The organism is Gordonia sp. (in: high G+C Gram-positive bacteria) (assembly GCF_047606305.1).
Lineage (GTDB): Bacteria > Actinomycetota > Actinomycetes > Mycobacteriales > Mycobacteriaceae > Gordonia.
This window is the reverse complement of sequence record NZ_JASGER010000028.1, coordinates 18,179-41,668: the sequence shown is the minus strand read 5'-3', so window position 1 is coordinate 41,668 and position 23,490 is coordinate 18,179. Positions and strand designations below refer to the sequence as shown.

General features: G+C 69.2%; 22 protein-coding genes. 15 read left to right on the top strand and 7 right to left on the bottom strand.

Annotation, left to right across the window (positions count from 1 at the left end):
* Positions 1–442 precede the first annotated feature (442 nt).
* The 4 genes from nrdH (at position 443) to QM634_RS04620 (ending at position 4,261) form a co-directional block, all read left to right on the top strand.
* Positions 443–682, top strand: a complete 240-nt coding sequence (nrdH, locus tag QM634_RS04635; protein WP_415041603.1) for a glutaredoxin-like protein NrdH — start codon at positions 443–445, stop codon at positions 680–682.
* 17 nt (positions 683–699) lie between these two features.
* Positions 700–1,143 carry a class Ib ribonucleoside-diphosphate reductase assembly flavoprotein NrdI gene (nrdI, locus tag QM634_RS04630; RefSeq protein ID WP_415041601.1) on the top strand — a complete coding sequence of 148 codons (444 nt, stop codon included), beginning with the start codon at positions 700–702 and terminating at the stop codon, positions 1,141–1,143.
* Positions 1,144–1,187: 44 nt separating this feature from the next.
* Complete coding sequence (gene nrdE, locus QM634_RS04625) at positions 1,188–3,380, top strand: class 1b ribonucleoside-diphosphate reductase subunit alpha (RefSeq protein WP_415041600.1); 2,193 nt, start codon at positions 1,188–1,190, stop codon at positions 3,378–3,380.
* A 98-nt stretch (positions 3,381–3,478) separates the two neighbouring features.
* Entirely contained in the window at positions 3,479–4,261 is a 783-nt protein-coding gene (locus tag QM634_RS04620; RefSeq protein ID WP_415041599.1) for an NUMOD3 domain-containing DNA-binding protein, read from the top strand.
* Here the strand turns inward: QM634_RS04620 and QM634_RS04615 are convergent.
* Positions 4,255–4,776, bottom strand: a complete 522-nt coding sequence (locus QM634_RS04615; protein ID WP_415041598.1) for a hypothetical protein — start codon at positions 4,774–4,776, stop codon at positions 4,255–4,257. The genes QM634_RS04620 and QM634_RS04615 overlap by 7 nt on opposite strands.
* 198 nt (positions 4,777–4,974) lie before the next feature.
* Between QM634_RS04615 and nrdF the strand changes: the two genes are divergently transcribed.
* Together nrdF and QM634_RS04605 are read left to right on the top strand one after the other, a co-directional pair.
* On the top strand, positions 4,975–5,976 hold the full coding sequence (gene nrdF, locus QM634_RS04610) for a class 1b ribonucleoside-diphosphate reductase subunit beta (RefSeq protein ID WP_415041597.1): 1,002 nt from the start codon (positions 4,975–4,977) through the stop codon (positions 5,974–5,976).
* Positions 5,976–7,313 carry a DUF2252 domain-containing protein gene (locus QM634_RS04605; protein WP_415041596.1) on the top strand — a complete coding sequence of 446 codons (1,338 nt, stop codon included), beginning with the start codon at positions 5,976–5,978 and terminating at the stop codon, positions 7,311–7,313. Before nrdF ends, QM634_RS04605 begins: the two co-directional genes overlap by 1 nt.
* 18 nt (positions 7,314–7,331) lie before the next feature.
* On the opposite strand, the gene QM634_RS04600 is transcribed toward QM634_RS04605, so the two are convergent.
* On the bottom strand, positions 7,332–8,084 hold the full coding sequence (locus QM634_RS04600) for a hypothetical protein (RefSeq protein ID WP_415041595.1): 753 nt from the start codon (positions 8,082–8,084) through the stop codon (positions 7,332–7,334).
* The gene (locus QM634_RS04595; RefSeq protein WP_415041594.1) at positions 8,084–11,011 is read right to left on the bottom strand and encodes a DEAD/DEAH box helicase; all 2,928 of its coding nucleotides are present in this window, start codon (positions 11,009–11,011) and stop codon (positions 8,084–8,086) included. The genes QM634_RS04600 and QM634_RS04595 overlap by 1 nt, the downstream gene beginning before the upstream one ends.
* A gap of 63 nt (positions 11,012–11,074) precedes the next feature.
* Here QM634_RS04595 and QM634_RS04590 point away from each other — a divergent pair, with 63 nt between their 5' ends.
* Complete coding sequence (locus QM634_RS04590) at positions 11,075–11,632, top strand: DinB family protein (RefSeq protein ID WP_415041593.1); 558 nt, start codon at positions 11,075–11,077, stop codon at positions 11,630–11,632.
* On the opposite strand, the gene QM634_RS04585 is transcribed toward QM634_RS04590, so the two are convergent.
* Positions 11,629–12,564 (bottom strand): ABC transporter substrate-binding protein, encoded by a 936-nt coding sequence (locus QM634_RS04585; RefSeq protein WP_415041602.1) that lies wholly within the window; start codon positions 12,562–12,564, stop codon positions 11,629–11,631. The genes QM634_RS04590 and QM634_RS04585 overlap by 4 nt on opposite strands.
* A 197-nt stretch (positions 12,565–12,761) precedes the next feature.
* On the opposite strand from QM634_RS04585, the gene ctaD reads away from it, so the two are divergent.
* The 3 genes from ctaD (at position 12,762) to QM634_RS04570 (ending at position 16,551) form a co-directional block, all read left to right on the top strand.
* Entirely contained in the window at positions 12,762–14,459 is a 1,698-nt protein-coding gene (gene ctaD / locus QM634_RS04580; RefSeq protein ID WP_415041592.1) for a cytochrome c oxidase subunit I, read from the top strand.
* 3 nt (positions 14,460–14,462) lie between these two features.
* Entirely contained in the window at positions 14,463–15,704 is a 1,242-nt protein-coding gene (gene serB, locus QM634_RS04575; RefSeq protein WP_415041591.1) for a phosphoserine phosphatase SerB, read from the top strand.
* Between the two features lie 82 nt (positions 15,705–15,786).
* Entirely contained in the window at positions 15,787–16,551 is a 765-nt protein-coding gene (locus tag QM634_RS04570) for a peptidyl-tRNA hydrolase (RefSeq protein WP_415041590.1), read from the top strand.
* On the opposite strand, the gene QM634_RS04565 is transcribed toward QM634_RS04570, so the two are convergent.
* Both QM634_RS04565 and QM634_RS04560 read right to left on the bottom strand, forming a co-directional pair.
* Positions 16,508–17,266: a DUF1906 domain-containing protein gene (locus QM634_RS04565; RefSeq protein ID WP_415041589.1), complete on the bottom strand. Its 759-nt coding sequence runs from the start codon at positions 17,264–17,266 to the stop codon at positions 16,508–16,510. The genes QM634_RS04570 and QM634_RS04565 overlap by 44 nt on opposite strands.
* Positions 17,267–17,330: 64 nt before the next feature.
* On the bottom strand, positions 17,331–18,353 hold the full coding sequence (locus tag QM634_RS04560) for an LLM class flavin-dependent oxidoreductase (RefSeq protein ID WP_415041588.1): 1,023 nt from the start codon (positions 18,351–18,353) through the stop codon (positions 17,331–17,333).
* Positions 18,354–18,455: 102 nt separating this feature from the next.
* Between QM634_RS04560 and QM634_RS04555 the strand changes: the two genes are divergently transcribed.
* The 3 genes from QM634_RS04555 to QM634_RS04545 are packed head-to-tail and all read left to right on the top strand — an operon-like array spanning position 18,456 to position 20,742.
* Entirely contained in the window at positions 18,456–19,289 is an 834-nt protein-coding gene (locus tag QM634_RS04555) for an ABC transporter ATP-binding protein (protein WP_415041587.1), read from the top strand.
* Position 19,290: 1 nt separating this feature from the next.
* The gene (locus QM634_RS04550; protein ID WP_415041586.1) at positions 19,291–19,908 is read left to right on the top strand and encodes a hypothetical protein; all 618 of its coding nucleotides are present in this window, start codon (positions 19,291–19,293) and stop codon (positions 19,906–19,908) included.
* Positions 19,909–19,935: 27 nt separating this feature from the next.
* The gene (locus QM634_RS04545; RefSeq protein WP_415041585.1) at positions 19,936–20,742 is read left to right on the top strand and encodes an NUDIX hydrolase; all 807 of its coding nucleotides are present in this window, start codon (positions 19,936–19,938) and stop codon (positions 20,740–20,742) included.
* Here QM634_RS04545 and ligD read toward each other — a convergent pair.
* On the bottom strand, positions 20,739–21,686 hold the full coding sequence (gene ligD / locus QM634_RS04540; protein ID WP_415041584.1) for a non-homologous end-joining DNA ligase: 948 nt from the start codon (positions 21,684–21,686) through the stop codon (positions 20,739–20,741). The two genes, QM634_RS04545 and ligD, sit on opposite strands and share 4 nt — an antisense overlap.
* A gap of 26 nt (positions 21,687–21,712) precedes the next feature.
* Here ligD and QM634_RS04535 point away from each other — a divergent pair, with 26 nt between their 5' ends.
* Together QM634_RS04535 and QM634_RS04530 are read left to right on the top strand one after the other, a co-directional pair.
* A complete protein-coding gene (locus tag QM634_RS04535) occupies positions 21,713–22,501 on the top strand; it encodes an enoyl-CoA hydratase/isomerase family protein (RefSeq protein ID WP_415041583.1) in 789 nt (262 codons plus the stop codon).
* 9 nt (positions 22,502–22,510) lie between these two features.
* Positions 22,511–23,485, top strand: a complete 975-nt coding sequence (locus QM634_RS04530) for a class I SAM-dependent methyltransferase (RefSeq protein ID WP_415041582.1) — start codon at positions 22,511–22,513, stop codon at positions 23,483–23,485.
* Positions 23,486–23,490: the final 5 nt, after the last annotated feature.

Sequence of the window (23,490 nt, the reverse complement as noted above, 5' to 3'; positions counted from 1 at the left end):
GCCACCTCGTCCATGGTGACCGCGGCGGCACCGCGGTCGGCGACCAGGCGCGCGGCGGCGTCGAGCAGCCGGGCGCGGTTCTGTGCGGCATCGGCCCGCTCGTCGCGCTGGGCGAGCAGATCGTCGCCCACCAGGCGCGGCGCACCGTTGTCGCTGTCGGTCACGTGATGAGCCTAACGGTTCGGCCGATCGGGGCAGTTTTTCCGACTGACGCGCGTTGTATCCAGTGGGTTCGACGACGGCGTCGCCCGCCCCCGGATCGGGCCCGCCGCGCGACACGCCGAACACGCCGTGACACGCCGGGAAAATAGGGCTCTCTGGGCCCGCGACCAGCGAGTTTCATAAATGTAATTCACAACTTCTAGTGTTCGCTGGCAATGTCAGACACAAGGTGTAGTGTTCTGTGTACCCCAAACGACATCGATGGAATTCGGAGCTGATGATGGCAATCACCGTCTACACCAAGCCTGCTTGTGTGCAGTGCAACGCCACCTACAAGGCCCTGGACAAGGCCGGTGTGGAGTACCAGGTCATCGATATCTCGGAAGACTCCGAGGCTCGCGATTACGTGATGGCGCTGGGCTACCTGCAGGCCCCCGTCGTCGTCGCCGGGGACGAGCACTGGTCGGGCTTCCGCCCCGACCGCATCAAGGCGGTCGCCGCCGCCGCGGCCACCGCTTAGCGTCGCGGGAGCGGGTCATGTCGCTGTCGGTCGTCTACTTCTCGTCGGTGTCGGAGAACACCCACCGATTCGTCGAGAAGCTCGGCCTGCCGGCAGTGCGGATCCCGGTCCACGACCGCGACGAGGCGCCGCTGACCGTGGACGCGCCGTATGTGCTGATCACCCCGACTTACGGCGGGGGGCGCAGTGCCACGACCACCGCGGGCGGCGGCTACGTCCCCAAACAGGTCATCCGATTCCTGAACGACCCCCGCAACCGATCGTTGATCCGCGGCGTGATCGCCGCGGGCAACACCAATTTCGGGCCGGAGTACTGCCGGGCCGGCGACATCATCGCCGCCAAGTGTGACGTCCCGTACCTCTACCGATTCGAACTCATGGGCACCGCGCACGACGTCGACCGCGTCCGCGAGGGGCTCGCCGAGTTCGCATCCACCGCCGGCGAACTGCTGGCGACCTAGTCCCGTCCCAGATCCACCCGAAATCCGCACCAGGAGTGTCCATCGTGTCGTCGCCCACCACCACCTCCGACACCGCGTCGGCCAGCCAGTCCGGCGTCCACCCGAGCCCGTCCGGGCACGAGCCGGGGGAGCTGGACTACCACGCGCTCAACGCGATGCTCAACCTGTACGACGCGGACGGCAAGATCCAGTTCGACAAGGACCGGATGGCGGCCCGCCAGTACTTCCTGCAGCACGTCAACCAGAACACGGTCTTCTTCCACAACCTGGACGAGAAGCTCGACTACCTGGTCAAGGAGAACTACTACGAGCCCGAGGTCCTCGAACGCTACAGCCGCGAGTTCGTCAAGGGCCTGTTCGACCACGCGTACGCCCAGAAGTTCCGCTTCCCGACCTTCCTCGGTGCGTTCAAGTACTACACGAGCTACACGCTCAAGACCTTCGACGGCAAGCGCTACCTGGAGCGCTTCGAGGACCGCGTCTGCATGGTGGCGCTGACCCTCGCCGACGGCGACGAGGCGCTCGCGACCCAGCTCGTCGACGAGATCATCTCCGGCCGCTTCCAGCCGGCGACCCCGACCTTCCTGAACTCGGGCAAGAAGCAGCGCGGCGAGCCGGTGTCCTGCTTCCTGCTGCGCATCGAGGACAACATGGAGTCGATCGGCCGGTCGATCAACTCGGCGCTGCAGCTGTCCAAGCGCGGCGGCGGCGTGGCCCTGCTCCTGTCCAACGTCCGCGAGCACGGCGCCCCGATCAAGAAGATCGAGAACCAGAGCTCGGGCGTCATCCCGATCATGAAGCTGCTGGAGGACTCGTTCTCCTACGCCAACCAGCTCGGCGCGCGTCAGGGTGCCGGCGCGGTGTACCTGCACGCGCACCACCCGGACATCTACCGCTTCCTGGACACCAAGCGCGAGAACGCCGACGAGAAGATCCGCATCAAGACGCTGTCGCTGGGCGTCGTGATCCCGGACATCACCTTCGAGCTGGCCAAGCGCAACGACGACATGTACCTGTTCAGCCCGTACGACGTCGAGCGCGTCTACGGCAAGCCGTTCGCCGATGTGAACGTCACCGAGAACTACCACGACATGGTCGAGGACAAGCGGATTCGCAAGACCAAGATCAAGGCGCGCGAGTTCTTCCAGACGCTCGCCGAGTTGCAGTTCGAGTCGGGCTACCCGTACATCATGTTCGAGGACACGGTGAACCGGTCCAACCCGATCGACGGGAAGATCACCCACTCGAACCTGTGCTCGGAGATCCTGCAGGTGTCGACGCCGTCGACGTTCAACGACGACCTGTCCTACTCGCACGTGGGCAAGGACATCTCCTGCAACCTGGGGTCGATGAACATCGCCAAGGCGATGGACTCGCCCGACCTCGGGCAGAGCATCGAGGTGGCGATCCGCGGGTTGACGGCCGTCGCCGACCAGACGTCGATCGACTCGGTGCCGTCGATCAAGCTCGCCAACGACCGCGGGCACGCGATCGGCCTGGGGCAGATGAACCTGCACGGCTACCTGGCCCGTGAGCGCATCTTCTACGGAAGTGAAGAGGGCGTCGACTTCACGAACATCTACTTCTACACGGTGCTCTACCACGCGCTGCGCGCGTCGAACCGCATTGCCAAGCAGCGGGGAACGGCCTTCGAGGGCTTCGAGCGCAGCAAGTACGCCAGCGGCGAGTTCTTCGACAAGTACACGAATCAGCTGTGGGAGCCCACGACCCAGAAGGTGCGCGACCTGTTCGGCGAGGCCGGCATCCACATCCCGACCCAGCAGGATTGGCGCGAGCTGAAGGAGGCCGTCCAGCGCGACGGCATCTACAACCAGAACCTGCAGGCGGTGCCGCCGACCGGTTCGATCAGCTACATCAACCACTCGACGAGTTCGATCCACCCGGTCGCGGCGAAGATCGAGATCCGCAAAGAGGGCAAGATCGGGCGCGTGTACTACCCGGCGCCGTATCTGACGAACGACAACCTGGAGTACTACCAGGACGCGTATGAGATCGGCTACGAGAAGATCATCGACACGTACGCCGCGGCGACCCAGCACGTCGACCAGGGCCTGAGCCTGACGCTGTTCTTCAAGGATACCGCCACCACCCGTGACGTGAACAAGGCGCAGATCTACGCGTGGCGCAAGGGCATCAAGACGCTGTACTACATCCGCCTCCGGCAGATGGCCCTCGAGGGGACTGAAGTGGAGAATTGTGTCAGCTGTATGCTGTGACCTGCGGAAACGCTGATTGTGGGCCCGATCTTCGGATCGGGCCCACACTCGTTTTCGACCCTTAATGCACTGTCGGACCGTCGCGGTAGAAACAAACCATGCCGGCCGCCAAGAATCCCGACGGGGGAGTGATCTACGGCGTCCGGCTGCGGGACTCCTTCGACTATCGCTACATCGGTCTCACCACCAAGACGGCCGAGATTCGGCTGAAGCAACACTTCAAGGCCGCAGCAAAGGGGCAAAAGACTCCGTTCTACGACTGGCTGCGCAAACACTCGCGCGACGAGGTGATCGCCGATGTCCTCGGCTGCGCTGCGACCCGGGACGAACTTGGACAGGCCGAGATCGATTGGATCGCCTACCTGCGAGCCGAGGGGCAACCGCTCCTCAATCTGTCGGAGGGGGGACTGGGCGGCGCGGATGGCGTGGTGTGGACGTCTGAGATGCGGGAGGCCGCCAGGATTCGGTCGACTGGCCGAAAGGGAGTCAGTCGCTATGGCGCGGACAACCCCTTCTACGGCAAGTCACACACCTCCGAGCAACGCGCCAAGTGGTCGGGAGGAGCCCGTCCAGGGTTCGGGAGAGGTGAGGAGAATCCAAACCATGGGAAGTTCGGCGAACAGCATCCCGGCTACGGCCACACGATGCCCGAGGAGGCGCGGCGCCGGCTATCCGAGCAGCGTCGCGGCCCCGGAAACCCCAACTACGGGAAGCGTGCGAGCCCGGAGACGCGGGCCAAGATGTCGGCGGCTCGAAAGGGGCGTCCGATGCCCTCGAGCCGGCGCAGCGCCCACACGCGCTACCACACCAACAAGGGCGTGTTCAGCGAGAAGTGCCGGTACTGCCGCGAGGATCGCGGTGATGGGCCCTCGGCTCAGTAGAGGTAGACGATCGACTGGGTCCCGCCGCGGCAGACGATGACGCTCGCGGAACCGTCGAGCGGGCCGCACGTCATCGGGACCGACGCGTGCTGCGTGGGTGCCCATCCGTTGACGACTCGGCTCTCGCCGCGCGGGCCGGCGGAGATGTAGGCGTCGCGCACGCTCACCGCGAACTCGCAGCTGGTCTTGCGGCCCTCGTGGGTGGCCAGTCCGGGGACCCTCGGGCACGGCACCGCGCCGGCGGGCAGGTTCTGCGCATCGGCGGCGGCCGGGACGCTGACGGTCGTGGTCTGCCCCTCGACGACGGTGGTGCGGTCCTGGGCCGTCGACTCCTTCCCGCCGCGCAGCAGCACCACCGCGAGCACCGCGATCAGCGCGACGATGGCGACGGCCGCGACCGCGAGCGCGACGAGGAGACCGGCCCGCCCCCGTCGCGGCGGCGGGGGCGGTGGGAAGGCGCCGGGCACGAACTGTGGATCGGGGTAGGGCGCGGGTTGCGGGTGGTTCGGCGTCATGGGCACATCCTGACAGCACCACCCGGGTTGCGCAGGGCGTTTCACCCCCGACGAGATCGACACGCCCGGCGCGTGACACGCCGGGAATCCTGAAGACACACCATCTTGTGGTGGCGGTTCGGCGATGCCGCAACGGGTAGTGTTGGGCCCACTCCCCATGGGAATCCGAATACTGGTCTTTCGAGCAACCGAGGTGTCATGTCTGCGACCGCCCACAGTCCTGCTGAAGGCGCACCGATCAAGCTGGTCAACCGCGTCAGCGCGATCAACTGGAACCGCGTCCCCGACGAGAAGGACGCCGAGGTGTGGGACCGTCTGACCGGCAATTTCTGGCTGCCCGAGAAGGTGCCGGTGTCCAACGACATCCCGTCGTGGAACACGCTCACCGAGTACGAGAAGCAGCTCACCATGCGGGTGTTCACCGGCCTGACCCTGCTCGACACCATCCAGGGCACCGTCGGCGCGGTATCGCTCATCCCCGACGCCACCACCCCGCATGAAGAGGCGGTGCTGACCAACATCGCCTTCATGGAGTCGGTGCACGCCAAGAGCTACAGCTCGATCTTCTCGACGCTGTGCTCGACGAAGGAGATCGACGAGGCCTTCCGCTGGTCGGAGGAGAACGACAACCTCCAGCGCAAGGCGAACATCGTCATGGACTACTACCGTGGCGACGACCCGCTGAAGCGCAAGGTCGCCTCGACGCTGCTGGAGTCCTTCCTCTTCTACTCGGGCTTCTACCTGCCGATGTACTGGAGCAGCCGCGCGAAGCTGACGAACACCGCGGACCTGATCCGCCTGATCATCCGCGACGAGGCGGTGCACGGCTACTACATCGGTTACAAGTATCAGCGCGGCCTGGAGACCCAGTCCCCGGAGCGTCGCCAGGAGCTCAAGGACTACACCTTCGAGCTGCTCTTCGAGCTCTACGACAACGAGTCGGACTACACCGAGACCCTCTACGACGAGGTCGGGCTCACCGAGGACGTCAAGAAGTTCCTGCGCTACAACGCGAACAAGGCCCTGATGAACCTCGGCTACGAGGCGATGTTCCCGCGCGACGAGACCGACGTGAACCCGGCGATCCTCTCGGCGCTCTCGCCGAATGCGGACGAGAACCACGACTTCTTCTCCGGGTCGGGCAGCTCGTACGTCATCGGCAAGGCGGTCAACACCGAAGACGAGGACTGGGACTTCTGATGGCCGCGGGCCCGCGACCGCCGGCGGCGGAAGGCGGTCGGGCCCGCCGAGCCACCGTCCCGCGTCGATCGTTGGCGCAGTGGGATCCCGGTGCCCGCGAGCAGGACGCGTTGGCGACGATCCTTGCGCAGGACCAGACCCGCGATCCCGACCTCGTGCCCATCCGACACGGTCGGATGGGGGCGTCGCCGTGGACCTACTACCGGGGTGCGGCGGCCGTCATGGCCGCCGACCTGGCGTCGGCGCCGAACACCGGTATCGGCGTCCAACTGTGCGGTGACGCGCACGTCCTCAACTTCGGGTTGTGGAAGACCCCCGAGCGGATCCTGTCCTTCGACCTGAACGACTTCGACGAGACGCTGCCGGGCCCCTTCGAGTGGGACGTCAAACGCTTCCTCACCGGCCTCGTCGTCCTCGCCCGGGAGAACGGGATCCGCAACCGCGAGACCGAACAGGCGGTGCGCGCCGGATTCGCCGGCTACCGCAAGTGGATCCACCGCTACGCCCAGTGGTCCGAACTCGACGTCTGGTACGACACCGTCGACGCCGAGCGCCTGGTCAAATACACCGCCGCACACGACGGCAAACTCGAGAAGCGCCTCGAGCGCCAGGCGGCGCGCAACACCAACCGCGGCGCGTTCGCCAAGCTGACCCGTGCGGTCGACGGGCGGCGGCAGATCGTCGACCGGCCGCCGTACCGCGCGCACGCGGATATCGACCTGAACCGGCTCGACGCGGTGCTGGGCAAGTACACCTCCACCGTGCCCGACCACCTCGGCGTCCTGCTGGACCACTACGACGTCGTGGACGCGGTCCGTCAGGTCGTGGGTGTCGGAAGTGTCGGCATGCGCGACTACCTGGTGCTCTGCGAGGACCGCCGAACCGGTGATCCGCTGTTCCTGCAGGTCAAACAGGCCGGGGCGTCGGTGTACGAGCAGTGGATCGGCAAGAGTCGCTATGCCGACGCCGGCGAGCGGGTCGTCGTCGGCCAGCGGCTGCTGCAGCGCGCGCCGGACATGTTCCTCGGGTGGACGACGGTCAAGGGGATGGACTTCTACGTCCGCCAGTTCCGCGACGGCAAGGTGGTCGCCGACAGCGCCCAACTCGTCCGGCGACTGCCCGAATACGCGCACGCCTGTGGCCGCGTCCTGGCCCGCGCGCACGCCCGCAGCGGCGACGCCGCGGAGATCGACGACTACCTCGGCCGGTCGCGCAAAGTCGCCGACGCGTTCACCGCCTTCGCCTTCGCGTACGACCGGCAGAACGCCCATGACCATGCGCAGTTGGCCGCTGCCATCGAAGACGGCACGGTCGCAGCAGAGCCCGGTTGGCCCTGAAGCCGCTTCGGCAACCGCTCAGTCCCGGGTGAGCCGCTCGTACAGCACCGCCAGCTCGTCGGTCGCCTCGGCGACGTCGACTGCCGCGATGCCCGTCGCCCGCAGTGCACGCCGCAACAGCGGTGCCTCGAACTCGGTGAAGGGGTTGGCGACGGTGAGCAACGGCGGATCCGGCAGGAGGGTGTCGTCGCCGTGGAAGTCGGCGACGACGGGCCCGCCCACCGCCGTCTCGACCGTATCGGCAGACCCGGGAGAGGCGTCAGAGGCGTTGGCGAGTGCCAACAGCTCGGCGAGCGGCGCGCCCATGACGGCCAGGAGCACCGCGGGGTCGCGGTCGACCGCCGCCGCCACCTCGAAGGCGGTGGCGAGCACGTGGATGCACAGGTCGTCGACCGGACACGTACAGGCCGTCGTCGCATCGGCGCTCTCGGTCGGCGCCACGAACTCGAGCAGACCGCCGGGCTGACCGCCGCGCGCGACCTCGGTGAGGTCGCCGACGCGACCGGTGCGGTGCAGCAGGCCGACGACGGTGGGCGCGTCCACGGTGCGCAGCTCGATCGTCACCGCGAACGGATCGAGTTGGCTGCCCGAGACCGACGAGGTCACGCGGCCGGCGTCGATGCTCAGCGCCTGCACGTGGCGGTCGCGGAAGTAGCCGCGCGCCTTCGTCATCCGGCGGGTGTCCGCCCCTGCGAACGCACGGAGGAAGGCCGCTCCCCACGGCGTGACGCCGTAGGCGCGGGGCGGGGCGCGCCGGGGGGAGCGGGCCATCACTCGCTCACCGCCTCGTCGCGCAGGGCGAGCAGGTCGAAGACCTCCGCGTCGCCCAGGTCGGCCAGCCAGCTCTCGCCGGTGCGGACGGTCAGGGCCGAGAGCTCCCGCTTGGCGGCGATCATCTCGTCGATCCGCTCCTCGAGCGTGCCGACGCAGACGAACTTGCGCACCTGGACGTGTTGGCGCTGCCCGATCCGATAGGCGCGGTCGGTGGCCTGGTCCTCGACCGCCGGGTTCCACCACCGGTCGACGTGCACGACCTGGTTGGCCGCCGTCAGGTTCAACCCGGTGCCACCGGCCTTGAGGGTCGCCAGCATCAGCGGCGCACCCGCGTCGGATTGGAAGTCGGCGACGAGGCGGTCGCGCTCGGCGCGGGCGAGGCCGCCGTGCAGGACCGGGATCTGTGCGCCCAGCAGATCCCCCAGCCAGGGCGCGAGCAGATGGGCGAACTCGGCGAACTGGGTGAACACCAGCATGCGGTCGCCCTCGTCGGCGGCCGTGGTCGCCAGGTCCGCGAGCAGCTCGACCTTGCCCGAACGGTGCATGCCGTCGCGCATCGCCGGCGACCCGTCGGCGAGATAGTGCGCCGGGTGGTTGCACACCTGTTTGAGCCGGGTGAGGGCGGCGAGCACCGTGCGACGGCGCAGAGCGCGCTGCCTGCTGTCGGCGAGTGCGGCCATGAGCTCGTCCACGACCGCGCGGTACAGCGACGCCTGCTCGACCGTCAGATTCGCGCGCACGATCAACTCGGTCTTGTTCGGCAGGCCGGCCACGATGTCCGGGTCGGTCTTGCAGCGGCGCAGGATGAACGGCCGCGTGATCGCGCGCAGTCGGGCGGCGGTCGTCTCGTCGCGATCCCGTTCGATGGGTTCGGCGAAGCGGGCCTTGAACGTCGACGCCGATCCCAGCATCCCCGGGTTGACCAGGTCCACGACGGCCCGCAGGTCTTCGAGCCGGTTCTCCACCGGCGTGCCGGTGAGGGCGAGGCGGTGCCGAGCCCGGATCGACCGCAGGGCCTTGGCGGCGGCGGTGGCCACGTTCTTCACGTGCTGTGCCTCGTCGACGACCAGGCGGCGCCACCCCCGGTCGGTGCCCGGCCCGGTCAGCAGGTCGCGGTCGCGCGTCGCGATGGCGAAGGTGGTCAGCACGACGTCGGCGTCGCGCGCCGCGGCATGGAACCGCTCCCCGGCGAGGCGGTCCGGCCCGTGGTGCACGACGACGCGCAGGTGCGGTGCAAAGCGCTCGAGCTCGCGGGTCCAGTTGCCGACCAGTGACATCGGGCAGACGATCAGCGTCGGGGCCGGCGGGGTCGTGCCGGCGCGCTCGTGGCAGAGCAGGGCGATGACCTGCACGGTCTTGCCCAGGCCCATGTCGTCGGCGAGGACGCCGCCGATGTCCCGGTCGGACAGGTGGGCCAACCAGTCCAACCCGCGCCGCTGGTAGGGGCGCAACCGGGCGGCGAGGGAGGCGGGCGGCTCGACCGGCGTCGGCCTCAGCCCACGACCGGTGGCGACGTCGTCGAGCCAGTCCAATCCGGGTGCGCCGATCACCGGGACCGGGAGGGAGGACTCCGCGCCCCCGCTGATCAGCGCCAGCAGGTCGCGCGCCTGGGCCGACGCGTCGGTGCCGGACCGCTGCTCGAGGATGAAGCGGGCCGCGCGGCTCAGCGCGGCGTTCTCGGCGAGGACCCACACGCCGCGCACCCGCACCAGGTCGCCCTGCTGGCGGGCGAGCTCGTCCAGCTCGCCCTGGGACAGCTGCGCCGCGCCGGGGCCGTCGCCGAGTGCGAGCCGCCATTCGAAGTCGGCCAGGTCGTCCAGGCTGACCATCGCGGCCCGGCCGGTGTTCGTCGCGACCGGTCGCGCCTGGGCGTGCAACCCCGGCCGCACGGTGGCGATGCTGCGCGGCAGCAGCACGGTGAATCCCGCCTCGCGCAGGCGGGCCGCACCGTCGGTCAGCAATTCCTCGGCGTCGGCGGTGGTGAGCAGGAAGTCCAGCGAATGCGGGTCGCTGCCCGCGGCACCGAGTCCGGGGCACACGGCCAGCGCGTCGGCCAGGGCGGAGGTGATGTCCTCCAGCTCGGCGCCGGCAGCCCGGTGGGGTTCCACGGCGACGATCGCGCCGGTCGGGTCGCGGCGGCACACCTGCAGGCGCCACGTCGACGGCAGGTCGGCCGCGGCACCGTCGGCCGGATCGTCGGGCAGGTGCAGACGGAAGAGGGCGGCCGGTTCCCCGGCGGCGGCGCTGCCCGACCATTGGCTCCAGGCGGTCAACGCCGCCGGCCCCCGATCGCCGGTCAACGGATGCGGTGGCTCCACCAGGTCGGCCAGGAGGCGGGGGTGCTCGTCGCGCAGGCGTTCGCGGCACACCGCGTCGGTCATCTCTGCGACGAAGTCCGCAATCGCGCTGTCGCGGCCGCCGCTGTGCGGATCGGCGCGTACCAACGCCTCCGGACACCGGTCGAGCATGGCCGCCAGCCACGAGCGCCAGGCCGGATTGGTGGCGACGACCTGCCAGCGCAGCAGGTGTTCGCCGTCGACGACCGCGACCGCGGGTGCCACGATCCCGGTCGCGGCGGCCGCGGTCACCCCGTGCAGCAGCCGACGGTAGTACCGCAGTTCGCCACCGACGTGTGCGACGGTCTGCTCGTCCAACGCCGCGAGCAGGTGCACGGTCGTGGTGCGGCCCAGGACGACGCACGGATGGACCGTTCGCCGCCCGTCGGGCCCGACCGACGGCAGCCGCCGCCGCGGCACCCGGTCGACGAGGAACTCGGCGATCGCCGCGGGCACCTCGTCGGCCGCCAGGGGCTCGTCGGTCGTCGACGGGGTGTCGTCGGGGCGCCACAATGCCAGGCCCAGACCCGGCTGCCACCGCGCACGCAGCACCGCGGCGCGCGCAGGAGCGGGGGAGGCGGCGGGCATACGGCAACCCTACGGCGGCGCGGTGACACCGGATCGGGCCGACGGGCTGGCTAGGCTGGATCCGTGGCCACCGACACCAAGGACTGGAGCGTCTTCGCGCAGCGCAGGTGCGAGGAATGCGGATTCGACGCGTCGGCGCCCAGTCGTGACGAGATCGCGCCAACGCTCCTGGACGCGACGGCCGACTGGGCGACGTTCCTGCGCGGCGGCGACGAGGACGAGTTGCGCGAGCGCCGATCGCCGCAGGTGTGGTCGCCGCTGGAGTACGGCGCGCACGTGCGCGACGTCATCCGGCTCTTCACCGACCGGGTCGGACTCGTCGTGTCCTCCGACGCCCCGGCCTTCGCCGGCTGGGATCAGGAGGCCGCGGCCGTCGCGGCCCGCTACAACGACCAGGATCCCGCGATCGTCGCCGAGGAGATCTCGGCCGACGGCGAGCGGTTGGGCCGGCTGATCGACGGCATGGCCGAGGACGACTGGGAGCGCTCGGGCACGCGCGACGGGCAGGAGTTCACCGCGGATCACCTGCTGCGCTATCTCCTGCACGACGTGGCCCATCACCGCCACGACGTCGAACCCGTCGGTGAGGCGGCCGCCGGCGACGAGCCGGCCGACGACTAGTACTCGGCGGAGTTCCCGGTCAACGACTCCTTGATGTCGTTCAACACCAACCATCCGGCGGCCAGGCCCGACGCCCGGTACCAAACCTCGTCGTCGACGCCCAGGACGCGCTTCCACGTGGGCGCACCCATGTCCAGCCAGCGGTCCGAGAGCAGGACCGACTTGCCGTGGTCCAATCCGTCGGGCTCGAAACTCACATAGATGAGGTCACCGTCGGCGGCGGTGAAGTTGTCCTCGCCGACGGTCAACGGCTCGGGCTGACGCTGGCGCTGCGGGCGCTGGGCGCCGACCAAGGTGAGGATCTGGCCGGCGAAGCTGCGCGTGCCGGCGATGGTCTCGGAGTCGGGGCCGAACCGGACCAGGGACACCTCGGTGTGGGCGGCGTCCTTGCGCGCGCCGATGGCGCTCGCCTCGGTGTGGAACTCGCGGAGCCTCCGGTCGGCGGCCGACGAGCGGCCCAGCGCGCCGGCGGCGGCGCGGAAGGCGGCCTCCCAATCGGACGGGTCGACGCTACTCGAACGGACCCCGGCGAACGCCGCCGCCGACGTCGCGGTGGCGGGGGTCGTGAGCACGAGGTCGGGCTTGAGCCGGGTCGCCTCGGCGCGGTCCGGGGAGACGCCGATGGCGGGCACCCCGGTGAGCTGGGGGCCGAGGTAGGCGGGGACCGATCCGGGCGCCGCGGTGACCGCGACGACCTTGCCGCCGATACCCAGGGCGCACACCGCGTCGAGCAGAGCCGGGTCGGTGACGACGATCCGGGCGGGATCGGGTCGCCCGGGGTCGGCGGGGGTGGGCGACAGGCAGGTCTTGGAGTAGTCCCGGTCCGGGTGGACCAGGTTCACCTCGGCGATCCGCGTCGTCGACGTCGAGATCGGTCGCCCGTCGGGGGTCCGCAGCACGTCGTCGCTCCCGCAGGCGGACAGGACGGTCATTCCCGCGAGGGCCGCGACGGCCGCCGCACCGGTGTGGCGAAGGATTCGATGCACGCCCAAACGCTAGCACTGCCGGGGCGACGACCTGCGGCTACGGCGCGGTGCGAGATCAATTACGACACTTCGTAGGACCCGGGGCACGAGAGGCCTTCCTAGGGTTTAGGATTGGCACTAACGCTCGCCCTCGAGGAGGAACTGTGACCGCGGTTGATCAGCCCACAACACAAGTGGCACCGGTGCGCCCGTACCCGGAGCGCTACCAGCCCAAGGGCTCGTTCCTGTACAAGGTCCTGACGACGACCGATCACAAGCTGATCGGCATGATGTACATCGTCGCCTGCTTCGTGTTCTTCCTCATCGGCGGTCTGATGGCCCTCCTGATGCGCGGCGAGCTCGCCCACCCGGGCCTGCAGTTCCTCTCCAACGAGCAGTTCAACCAGCTGTTCACCATGCACGGCACGGTCATGCTGCTCATGTACGCGACCCCGATCGTCATCGGCTTCGCCAACTTCGTGCTGCCGCTGCAGATCGGCGCCCCCGACGTCGCCTTTCCGCGGCTGAACGCCTTCGGCTTCTGGCTGTTCGTCTTCGGCTCGACCGTCGCGCTGGCCGGCTTCCTGACACCGGGTGGCGCGGCCGACTTCGGCTGGACCGCGTACACCCCGCTGACCAACGACATCCACTCGCCCGGCGTCGGCGCCGACCTGTGGATCATGGGCCTGGGCGTCGGTGGTCTGGGCACCATCCTCGGCGCGGTGAACATGGTCACCACCGTCGTGTGTCTGCGCGCCCCCGGCATGACGATGTTCCGGATGCCGATCTTCACCTGGAACATCCTGGTCACCAGCATCCTGATCCTGCTGATCTTCCCGCTGCTGACCGCCGCGCTGCTCGGTGTCGAAGTGGACCGCGCCTTCGGCGCCCACCTGTTCGACCCGGCGAACGGCGGCGTCATCCTCTGGCAACACCTCTTCTGGTTCTTCGGCCATCCCGAGGTCTACGTCATCGCGCTGCCGTTCTTCGGCATCGTGTCCGAGGTCTTCCCGGTGTTCTCGCGCAAGCCGCTGTTCGGCTACACCGGCCTGGTCTACGCGACGCTGTCGATCGCGGCCCTGTCGGTCGCCGTGTGGGCGCACCACATGTTCGTGACCGGTGCGATCCTGCTGCCGTTCTTCTCCTTCATGACCTTCCTCATCGCCGTGCCCACCGGACTGAAGTTCTTCAACTGGATCGGCACGATGTTCAAGGGCAAGTTGACCTTCGAGACGCCGATGCTGTTCGCGCTCGGCTTCGTCGTCACCTTCCTCTTCGGTGGTCTGACCGGCGTCCTGCTGGCGAGCCCGCCGCTGGACTTCCACCTGTCGGACTCCTACTTCGTGGTGGCGCACTTCCACTACGTGCTGTTCGGCACGATCGTGTTCGCGACGTACTCGGGCATCTACTTCTGGTTCCCGAAGATGACCGGCCGCATGCTCGACGAGGGCCTGGGCAAGATCCACTTCTGGCTGACGTTCATCGGCTTCCACCTGACGTTCCTGGTGCAGCACTGGCTGGGCAACCAGGGCATGCCGCGCCGCTACGCCGACTACCTGCCGTCGGACGGCTTCACCACGCTGAACATGATCTCGACCGCGGGCGCCCTCGTCCTGGGCATCTCGACCCTGCCGTTCCTGTGGAACGTCTTCCGCAGCTACCGCTACGGCGAGGTCGTCACGGTCGACGATCCGTGGGGCTTCGGCAACTCCCTCGAGTGGGCGACCTCCTGCCCGCCGCCGCGCCACAACTTCACCGAGCTGCCCCGGATCCGTTCGGAGCGTCCGGCGTTCGAGCTGCACTACCCGCACATGATCGAACGCATGCGCGCCGAGGCCCACGCGGGCTCCGACGGTCACTGACCGGTGGGGCAGCCGGGTACCCCCTCGGTCCTCATCACGGTCAGCGGTCCCGACCGCCCCGGAGTCACCTCCGTCCTGATGGGCGTGCTCGCCCAGGCGGGCGTCGAGCTGCTCGACGTTGAACAGGTCGTCATCCGCGGTCGGCTGACCCTCGGCGTCCTCGTGGCCGCCGTGCCGGACGTCGAGGACCTCACCGATCGCGTCGACGAGGCCATCGCCGCCGCGGGCCTCATCGCGGAGGGCTTCGCCGTCCACGTAGAGGCCGGTAACAACGCTGTCGCCCAGCCGCCGTCGACGCACGCCGTCGTGGTGCTGGGCAGTCCCGTCACCGCGCGCGCCTTCCGGTCGCTGGCCGCGGCCCTGGCGGCGCTGGGCGCCAACATCGACTCGATCCGCGGCGTCGCCGACTACCCGGTCACCGGCCTGGAGCTGATGGTCAGCGCCTCCGCGGACACGCCGCTCGCCGATTCCGAGCTGCGCGAGAAGCTCGTCGAGGTCGCCGGTGACCACGAGATCGACATCGCGGTCGAACGTGCCGGGATCGCCCGCCGGGCCAAGCGCCTCATCGTCTTCGACGTGGACTCGACGCTCATCCAGGGCGAGGTCATCGAGATGTTGGCGGCACGGGCCGGGCGCGAAGCCGAGGTCGCGGCCGTCACCGAGGCGGCCATGGCCGGGGAGATCGACTTCGAGGAGTCCCTGCACCGACGGGTCGCCGCACTGGCCGGGCTGGACGCCGGTGTCGTCGACGAGGTCGCCGACACCCTGGAGCTCACCCCGGGGGCACGGACGACGATCCGCACGCTGCGCCGACTGGGCTACCGCTGCGGAGTGGTCTCCGGCGGGTTCGAGCAGGTCATCGAGCCGCTCGCCCGCGAATTGGACCTGGACTTCGTGCGCGCCAACACGCTCGAGATCGTCGACGGCAAGCTCACCGGCCGCGTCGTGGGGGAGGTCGTCGACCGGGCGGGCAAGGCCCGTGCACTGCGCACCTTCGCCGAGCAGGCGGGGGTGCCGTTGGAGCAGACGGTCGCCGTGGGCGACGGCGCCAACGACATCGACATGCTGGGTGCGGCCGGCCTGGGTATCGCCTTCAACGCCAAGCCCGCGCTGCGGGACGTCGCCGACACGGCGCTGAGCCATCCGTTCCTCGATGCGGTGTTGTTCATCCTCGGCATCACGCGGGACGAGATCGAGGCTGCCGACGCCGTCGACGGCACGCTGCGCCGCGTCCCCCTCGACTAATCGCCGACCGCCGCCGACCGTGCCCGAGATCCCGCCGAGCGTGCCCAGAATTCCGCCGAGTGTGCCCGGAATTCCGCCGAGTGTGCCCTCGCGCGACGCCGTCGCCGCCAACCGTGCACGGCTGACCGGCTACCTGACCGGCGCCGACCGGGCCGACCCCGAGGACCCGGCGCAGGTCTGGGCGATGCAGATGGCCCTGCGGGTGGAGAAGGCCGATCCGCCGCAGCGCGCGCCGCTGCTCGTCGCCGCCGCACGGGCGGTCGTTCTGCTCTGTTTGGACGAGCGCAGCGCGCCCGGCGGACCGTGGGCGGCGTCGATGGATGGCTGGTGCGATGCGCGCATCCGGAAGATCGCCCGCCGCGCCCGCGGCGCCCAGTGGGCGGCGGCGCAGCAGGTGTGGGGCGTGACCACGGAATCGGAGGGCGAGTCGGCCCGGGCCTTCGTCCCGTCACGCGTGGGTGACGTCGACCAACGCGTCCGCAAACTGCAGATCGAGGGCACGGACGTGCCCGGTGACCTACCGGCGCAGCCGTCGGCGGGGCCGGTGGTGCTGTGGGTCAATCCAGACCTGCCGATGACGGTGGGCAAGACCGCCGCCCAGGTCGGGCACGCGGCGATGCTGGCCGTGTCGTTGTTGACCGTCGACGAGACGTACCGGTGGCTGCTCGACGGATGCCCGCTGTCGGTGTGTGCACCCACGTCCGAGGGGTGGGCGCGGCTGCTCGTCGACGCCGGTCAGGGGCGCGCGGTCGCCGTCCGCGACGCCGGGTTCACCGAGATCGCGCCGGGGTCGGTGACCGTGATCAGCTCCCGATGGAGCCCACCCACTGGCCGTAGTTCGGTTTGAGGATCGTGTTGACGTCCACCTCGCAGCCGCCGACGTACTTCTGGCCGGGGATCTGGTGGATGTGCGCCGACGGGTGCAGGTAGCCCTTCGGCGTGCCCCAGTCGTGTTGCCAGAACCAGCTGGCCAACCCGGCGTCGACCGCCCATTGGATGGTCGGGGCGTTGGCGTAGATCCCGGTCCGCCCGTGCCCGATCACCGATTCCCACCCCTTGATGTAGGGCGCGATCTTCGCGGTGAACTGGCCCCTCGTCGGGTTGTCGTCGATCGAGGCGTAGATCGGCGCATCCGCCGGTCCGCCGGCCTGCGTGTGCAGCTCCAGGCCGCGCTTGGCGTGCTTGACCCCGGCGTCATAGCCACCGAGCCAATCAGCGGTCTTGCCCTTGCCGAACTGATAGTTGGAGACGACGGTGAGGCCGGACGCGCGCATGGTGACCGCTTCGGGCGCGGTGAGCGGCTTGGCCTTCATGAACTCGGCACCGGGTCGACGATCGGACACGTAGCGCACGACACCGAGGTGGCCGGCGGCCCGGATCGCCAGCGGCGACGGCACGGCCTTCGAGTAGTCCAGCAGCGTGCCGTGGCTGGTGCCGGCCGCCAGCGACTGCGGCAGACCGGGTGCGGCCAGCGCGGGGGTCGACTTCAGCACGATGGCGGCACCGGCGCCGACGGCGCCCAGCGCCGTGCCGGCGAGGAATTGTCTACGGTTGATCGACATTTCCCAAACGTAACGGCAGTCCCACCCGTCACGCCAGTGTTGTTGGCGGTCGGTGATGCGATCTCTACCGGCTCTTAACCGGTTGCGGGGCCAGGTTGGCGAAGGTCTCCAGCCACACTTTTCGATCCGGCGCGAGCGAGGCGACGATCAACTCGTCGGCGTCGGCATGGGTGGCGAAGTCGCGCAGCTTGTCCCGCACGTCGGCAGGCGTGCCCACGGCGCTGTAGCGCATCATCTCGGCGACCTGGCGGCCGACCGGCGAGTCGACCAGGGTGTCCGCCTCCTCGTCGGTGAGTGCGCGGTGTTGGGCCACCAGGTGCTTGATGCGCTGGCGTTTGGCGTCGTCGAACTGGGCCCGGGCGAGATCGACGTCGTCGATGGCGATGGCACTGACCCCGGCCAGCACGTACGGCTCGCTCTGCCCGCCGCCGGGCAACGGCGCGGGAGTGAAGTCGCGCCGGTACAGCGCGACCGCCTCGGTGAGCGCCTGCGGTGCGAAGTGCGAGGCGAAGGCGTACGGAAGCCCCAGCGCGGCGGCGAGCTGCGCGCCGAACAGCGAGGACCCCAGGATGTAGAGGTCGACGTCGGTGCCGGCGCCGGGGGTCGCCCGCACTCCCGCGATCCGTGATTCGTCGCGCAGGTAGCCCTGTAGCTCGAGCACGTCGCGCGGGAACTGGTCGGCGGCGGCGTGCGTGCGACGCAGGGCGGCGAACGTCGCCTGGTCCCCACCGGGTGCGCGACCCAGACCGAGATCGATCCGGCCGGGGTGCAGCTCGGCGAGGGTGCCGTACTGCTCGGCGATCGTCAGCGGTGAGTGGTTGGGCAGCATGACCCCGCCCGCTCCGAGCCGGATCCGCTCGGTGTGCGCGGCCATGTGTGCGATCAGCACCGCGGGCGCGGCCGAGGCGATGGCCGACATGTTGTGGTGCTCGGCGTACCAGATGCGGTCGTAACCGGCGGTGTCGGCGAACCGCGCCAACTCGGTGGAGTGGGCCAGGCTCTCCCGGACGGTTTCACCGGGGCCGACCTGCGCCAGGTCGAGGATGGACAGGGGGACGCCGATCGGGGAAGCGTTGTCTGCGGGCACGTCAAGGTACAGCGGTGTGCCGGGTCCGGGTATTCCCTCGCCGACGGCGCGGCGCGCGAGGGCGGTACGGCGCGTCGCGCGACGATCCGGCACGATAGGGGAGTGACCACCGAACTCCCCGATCCCGACCTGCTCATCGACTTCCGCGGCGTATCGCTGGTGCGCGAGGGCAAGACCCTCGTCGGACCCGTCGACTGGCAGGTCGAGCTGGACGAGCGGTGGGTGGTCCTGGGTCCCAACGGCGCGGGAAAGACGTCGCTGCTGTCCCTCGCCGCGGCGCGCGCCCATCCGACGAGCGGCACCGCCTTCGTACTGGGAGAACGTCTCGGACGGGTCGATCTGCGCGAGCTGACCACCCGCGTCGGGATGACCGGCGGCAAAGAGGTCGAGCGCATCCCGCCCGACGAGATCGTCGAGGACCTGGTCGTGTCGGCGGGGTATTCGGTCCTCGGACGGTGGCGCGAGAACTACGACGCGATGGATCGCGACCAAGCGCTGAACACGCTCGAGTCGCTCGGCGCCGAACACCTGGCCCGGCGCACCTACGGCACGTTGTCGGAGGGTGAGCGCAAGCGCGTGCAGATCGCCCGTGCGCTGATGACCGACCCCGAGCTGCTGCTCCTGGACGAGCCGGCCGCCGGCCTCGACCTCGGCGGCCGCGAGGAACTCGTCGAACGACTGGGACAGCTCGCCGCCGATCCCGATGCACCGGCGATCGTCCTGATCACCCATCATCCGGAGGAGATACCCCCGGGGTTCACCCATGCGATGCTGCTCTCCGAGGGCGGGGTGGTCGCGCAGGGTTTGCTGTCGGACGTGTTGACGGCGCAGAACCTCTCGACCGCCTTCCGTCAGCAGATCGCCCTCGACACCATCGACGGTCGCTACTTCGCCCGACGAGCACGGCGGGCCGGTGGGCACCGACAGGGGAACTGAGATGACGTACGGACCTCCGCAGGGGCAGCCGCCCAACGGTCAACAGCCCGGTCAGCCGCAGCAGCCGTACCAGCAGCCCTATGGTCAGCAGCCGTACGGTCAGGTGGCGTATCCACCGCCGCCCGCTCCGAAGTCGAACACCACCCTCATCGTGTCGATCGTCGCGGTGTTCGTGCTGCTCGCGGCACTGATCGGCGTCGTGATCGCCGCAGTCATGTACTCCTCGGGCCGCGACTCCTCGTCCGCGGTCGAGTCCTCCTACGTCGTACCGCCGACCTATGAGACGAGCACGCCCACCGAGGATGCGCCGACGACGGGCTGCGACGCCCAGCTGGAGAAGTACAAGCAGCTGCGGGCCTCCGGCGACCTGTGGAAACAGATCCCCGAGACGGAGTCCAACAAGGTCGCGGTGCAGGCCTACCTGTACCTGCTGATCGATCTGTGCACCGCGTCGAAGTTCGCGCCCGACAAGGCCGCCGAATACGACGCGAAAGCCGCCGAATACGAGCGTCGGCTCCTCGCCCAGCAGCCGTTGGGAACCGACGTCGAGATCAAACTCAGCGGCCGGACCTTCCACTACAACGGCACGACCGGCGAGGGTGGCTACACGCCCAATTGATCAGGGTGCGGGCGTAACGTACGCATCATGACTGATACCCCCCCGTTGCGCGACGCGTCGACGGTCGTCCTGGTCCGCGACGGCGACGACGGCGTCGACGTCTTCCTGCAGCGCCGCGTCCAGCAGATGGCCTTCGCCGGCGGCATGACCGTCTTTCCCGGCGGCGGCGTCGACGAGCGCGACGCAGATGCCGACCTGGCGTGGATCGGCCCCGACGTGCAGTGGTGGGCCGAGCACTTCTCGACCACCGCCACGGGCGCCCAGCAGCTGGTGTGCGCGGCGGTCCGCGAGACCTTCGAGGAGTGCGGGGTCCTCCTGGTCACCCACCCCGACGGTTCGGCCGCCGACGTCGCGTCGCTGATGCCGGCGCGAGCGGCCCTGGAGAGCCGTGAACTGTCCTTCGCCGAGTTCCTCCGCGAGCACGACCTTGCGCTGCGCGCCGATCTGCTGCGCCCCCTCGCGCACTGGATCACCCCCAAGATCGAGAAGCGCCGCTACGACACCCGGTTCTTCCTCGCCGAACTGCCCGCCGGGCAAGACGCGGACGCCGAGACGTCAGAGGTCGAGACGGCGCAGTGGTATTCGGCGTCCCGCGCGCTCGAGGACTGGACGGCCGGCAAGCACTTCCTCCTGCCGCCGACCTGGACGCAGCTGCGCGAACTGGCCTCCTACGCCTCGGTGGCCGACCTGTTCGACGCCAAGCGGACCATCAGCCCCATCGAACCGGGCACCCCCAACGACGACTTCGAGGGCATGCGCTTCACCCACGCCGACGAGTACTTCGCCTCGATGAACCCGCAGGCGCGGGAGACGTTCTTCCGCCGCAAGCCCTAGTCGATCGGGGGCGGATCGAGGTCCTCGCGGGCGGCCCACTCCAGGAGCACGTCGATGCGATGCGCGACGTCGTCGATCTCCGCGTGCAGGTCCCCGAGGTCGGCGAAGCGCGCGGGCATCGTGGCGATGGTGAAGTCGTCGGGCACGACCTCGTCGACCTCGGTCCACGTCACCGGCGCCGACACCGTCGCCCGCGGGTTGCCGCGCACCGAATAGGCCGCGGCCATCGTGTGGTCACGGGTGTTCTGGTTGAAGTCGAGGAACACCGCGGTCGGGTCCCGATCCTTGCGCCACCACGTCGTCGTCGCATCATCGGGCAGGCGTCGCTCCACCTCGCGGGCGAAGGCGAGTGCGGCTCGACGCACGTCGGCAAACCCCCACTCCGGGGCGATCCGCACGTAGACGTGCAGCCCGTGCCCGCCGGAGGTCTTCGGGAAGCCCCGGATGCCCAACTCGTCGAGGACCTCATGCACGGTCCGGGCGACGCGCCGCACCCGTTCGAAGGGGCAGTCGGGCATCGGATCGAGGTCGATGCGCCATTCGTCGGGCTTCTCGACGTCGAACCGCCGCGAGTTCCACGGGTGGAACTCGACGGTGGACATCTGCACCGCCCAGACGACGTCGGCGATGCCCGTCACGCACAGTTCGTCGGCGGTCCGCCCGTAGCGCGGGAAGTAGATTTCGGTGGTCTCGATCCAGTCGGGGGCACCGCCGGGCAGGCGCTTCTGGTGGACCTTCGGCCCGGCGACGCCCTTGGGGAAGCGGTGCAGCATCGTCGGCCGGTCGCGCAGTGCGCGGACGATCCCGTCGGCGACGCTCAGGTAGTAGCGGGCGAGATCGAGCTTCGTCTCGCCGCGCTCGGGGAAGTAGACGCGGTCCGGGCTGGACAGCTCCACGATCCGCCCGTCGGCCTCGATGGGGAGGCGGTCGCCGCGATCAGCCACGATGCCCAGCGTATAGGGTTGTGGCCATGGCTGAGTTCGTCACTTTGGAAACCTCGGAAGACCACCCCGGCGTCGGCACCATCCTGCTGAACCGACCGCCCATGAACGCCCTGAACCGCCAGGTGCAGACCGAATTGGCCGCGGCCGCCGACGAGGCGAGCGTCCGCGACGACATCAAGGCGGTCATCGTCTACGGCGGCCCGAAGGTGCTGGCCGCGGGCGCGGACATCAAAGAGATGAACGACATGGGCTTCGCCGAGATGAACAAGGTCGCCGGCAAGCTGCAGGACGGGCTGGGCGCGATCGCGCGGATCCCCAAGCCGACGGTCGCGGCCATCACCGGTTACGCCCTCGGTGGCGGGCTGGAGGTCGCCCTGGGCGCCGACCGCCGCATCGCCGGCGACAACGCCAAGCTCGGCGTTCCCGAGGTGTTGCTGGGCGTCATCCCCGGCGGCGGCGGCACCCAGCGCCTCGCCCGGCTGATCGGACCGGCCAAGGCCAAGGACATGATCTTCACCGGGCGCTTCGTCGAGGCGGCCGAAGCCCTCGAGATTGGGCTGGTCGACGAGGTCGTCGCCCCCGACGAGGTGTACAACGCCGCGCTGAAGTGGGCCGGCCAGTTCGCGGGCGCCGCCTCGGTGGCACTGGCCGCGGGCAAGGCCGCCGTCGACCGCGGCCTCGACGTCGACCTGACCACCGGGCTGGCCATCGAGGCCCAGCTGTTCGCGGGCCTGTTCGCCACCGACGACCGCAAGATCGGCATGGAGTCCTTCGTCGAGAACGGTCCCGGCAAGGCCAAGTTCACCGGCCGATAGACTGCAGCAATGTCCACGAACACGCCGGAATCCGATCCCGCGCCGAACCCGCATGCCACCGAGGAGCAGGTTCAGGCCGCGATGCAGGACACCAAGCTGGCCCAGGTGCTGTACCACGACTGGGAGGCCGAGACCTACGACGAGAAGTGGTCGATCTCCTTCGACCAGCGCATCATCGACTTCGCCAAGGAGCGCTTCGACAAGATCGTCCCCGACGCGCCCCTGCCGTATGAGCGGGCCATGGAGTTGGGCTGCGGCACCGGCTTCTTCCTGCTCAACCTGATGCAGGCCGGCGTGGCGAAGAAGGGGTCGGTCACCGACCTGTCGCCGGGCATGGTCAAGGTCGCGCTGCGCAACGCCGAGAACCTGGGTCTGGACGTCGACGGCCGCGTCGCCGACGCCGAGAAGATCCCCTACGAGGACGACACCTTCGACCTGGTCGTCGGCCACGCCGTGCTGCACCACATTCCCGACGTGGAGCAGTCGCTGCGCGAGGTGCTGCGCGTCCTCAAGCCGGGCGGCCGTTTCGTGTTCGCCGGCGAGCCCTCGACCATCGGCGACTTCTACGCCCGCCGCATGAGCCGGGCCACCTGGTGGGCCACCACCAACATCACCCGGTTCGGCAAGCTGAAGGAGTGGCGGCGCCCGCAGGAGGAGCTCGACGAGTCCTCGCGCGCCGCGGCCCTCGAGGCCGTCGTCGACATCCACACCTTCTCACCGGCAGACCTGGAGAAGCTGGCGACCTCGGCCGGCGCCGAAAACGTCGAGACTGCCAGTGAGGAACTGGCCGCCGCGATGCTCGGCTGGCCGGTTCGCACCTTCGAGGCCGCGGTGCCGAAGGAGAAGCTGGGCTGGGGCTGGGCGGGGTTCGCCTACGGCGGCTACAAGCGGATGACGTGGCTGGACGAGAAGGTCCTGAAGAAGTTCGTGCCGCCGCAGTTCTTCTACAACGTGCTGGTCACCGGCACCAAGCCGACCGCCTGATCCAC

Excerpts from the sequence above, each read along its gene's own strand:
- QM634_RS04620 (WP_415041599.1), top strand. The coding sequence starts at position 3,479 with ATGCCGGCCGCCAAGAATCCCGACGGGGGAGTGATCTACGGCGTCCGG.
- QM634_RS04550 (WP_415041586.1), top strand. The coding sequence starts at position 19,291 with ATGACGTACGGACCTCCGCAGGGGCAGCCGCCCAACGGTCAACAGCCC.
- nrdF (WP_415041597.1), top strand. The coding sequence starts at position 4,975 with ATGTCTGCGACCGCCCACAGTCCTGCTGAAGGCGCACCGATCAAGCTG.
- QM634_RS04600 (WP_415041595.1), bottom strand. The coding sequence starts at position 8,084 with ATGGCCCGCTCCCCCCGGCGCGCCCCGCCCCGCGCCTACGGCGTCACG.
- QM634_RS04585 (WP_415041602.1), bottom strand. The coding sequence starts at position 12,564 with ATGACCGTCCTGTCCGCCTGCGGGAGCGACGACGTGCTGCGGACCCCC.
- QM634_RS04535 (WP_415041583.1), top strand. The coding sequence starts at position 21,713 with ATGGCTGAGTTCGTCACTTTGGAAACCTCGGAAGACCACCCCGGCGTC.
- QM634_RS04565 (WP_415041589.1), bottom strand. The coding sequence starts at position 17,266 with ATGTCGATCAACCGTAGACAATTCCTCGCCGGCACGGCGCTGGGCGCC.
- nrdI (WP_415041601.1), top strand. The coding sequence starts at position 700 with ATGTCGCTGTCGGTCGTCTACTTCTCGTCGGTGTCGGAGAACACCCAC.
- QM634_RS04595 (WP_415041594.1), bottom strand. The coding sequence starts at position 11,011 with ATGCCCGCCGCCTCCCCCGCTCCTGCGCGCGCCGCGGTGCTGCGTGCG.
- QM634_RS04545 (WP_415041585.1), top strand. The coding sequence starts at position 19,936 with ATGACTGATACCCCCCCGTTGCGCGACGCGTCGACGGTCGTCCTGGTC.
- nrdH (WP_415041603.1), top strand. The coding sequence starts at position 443 with ATGGCAATCACCGTCTACACCAAGCCTGCTTGTGTGCAGTGCAACGCC.
- QM634_RS04605 (WP_415041596.1), top strand. The coding sequence starts at position 5,976 with ATGGCCGCGGGCCCGCGACCGCCGGCGGCGGAAGGCGGTCGGGCCCGC.
- QM634_RS04530 (WP_415041582.1), top strand. The coding sequence starts at position 22,511 with ATGTCCACGAACACGCCGGAATCCGATCCCGCGCCGAACCCGCATGCC.
- QM634_RS04615 (WP_415041598.1), bottom strand. The coding sequence starts at position 4,776 with ATGACGCCGAACCACCCGCAACCCGCGCCCTACCCCGATCCACAGTTC.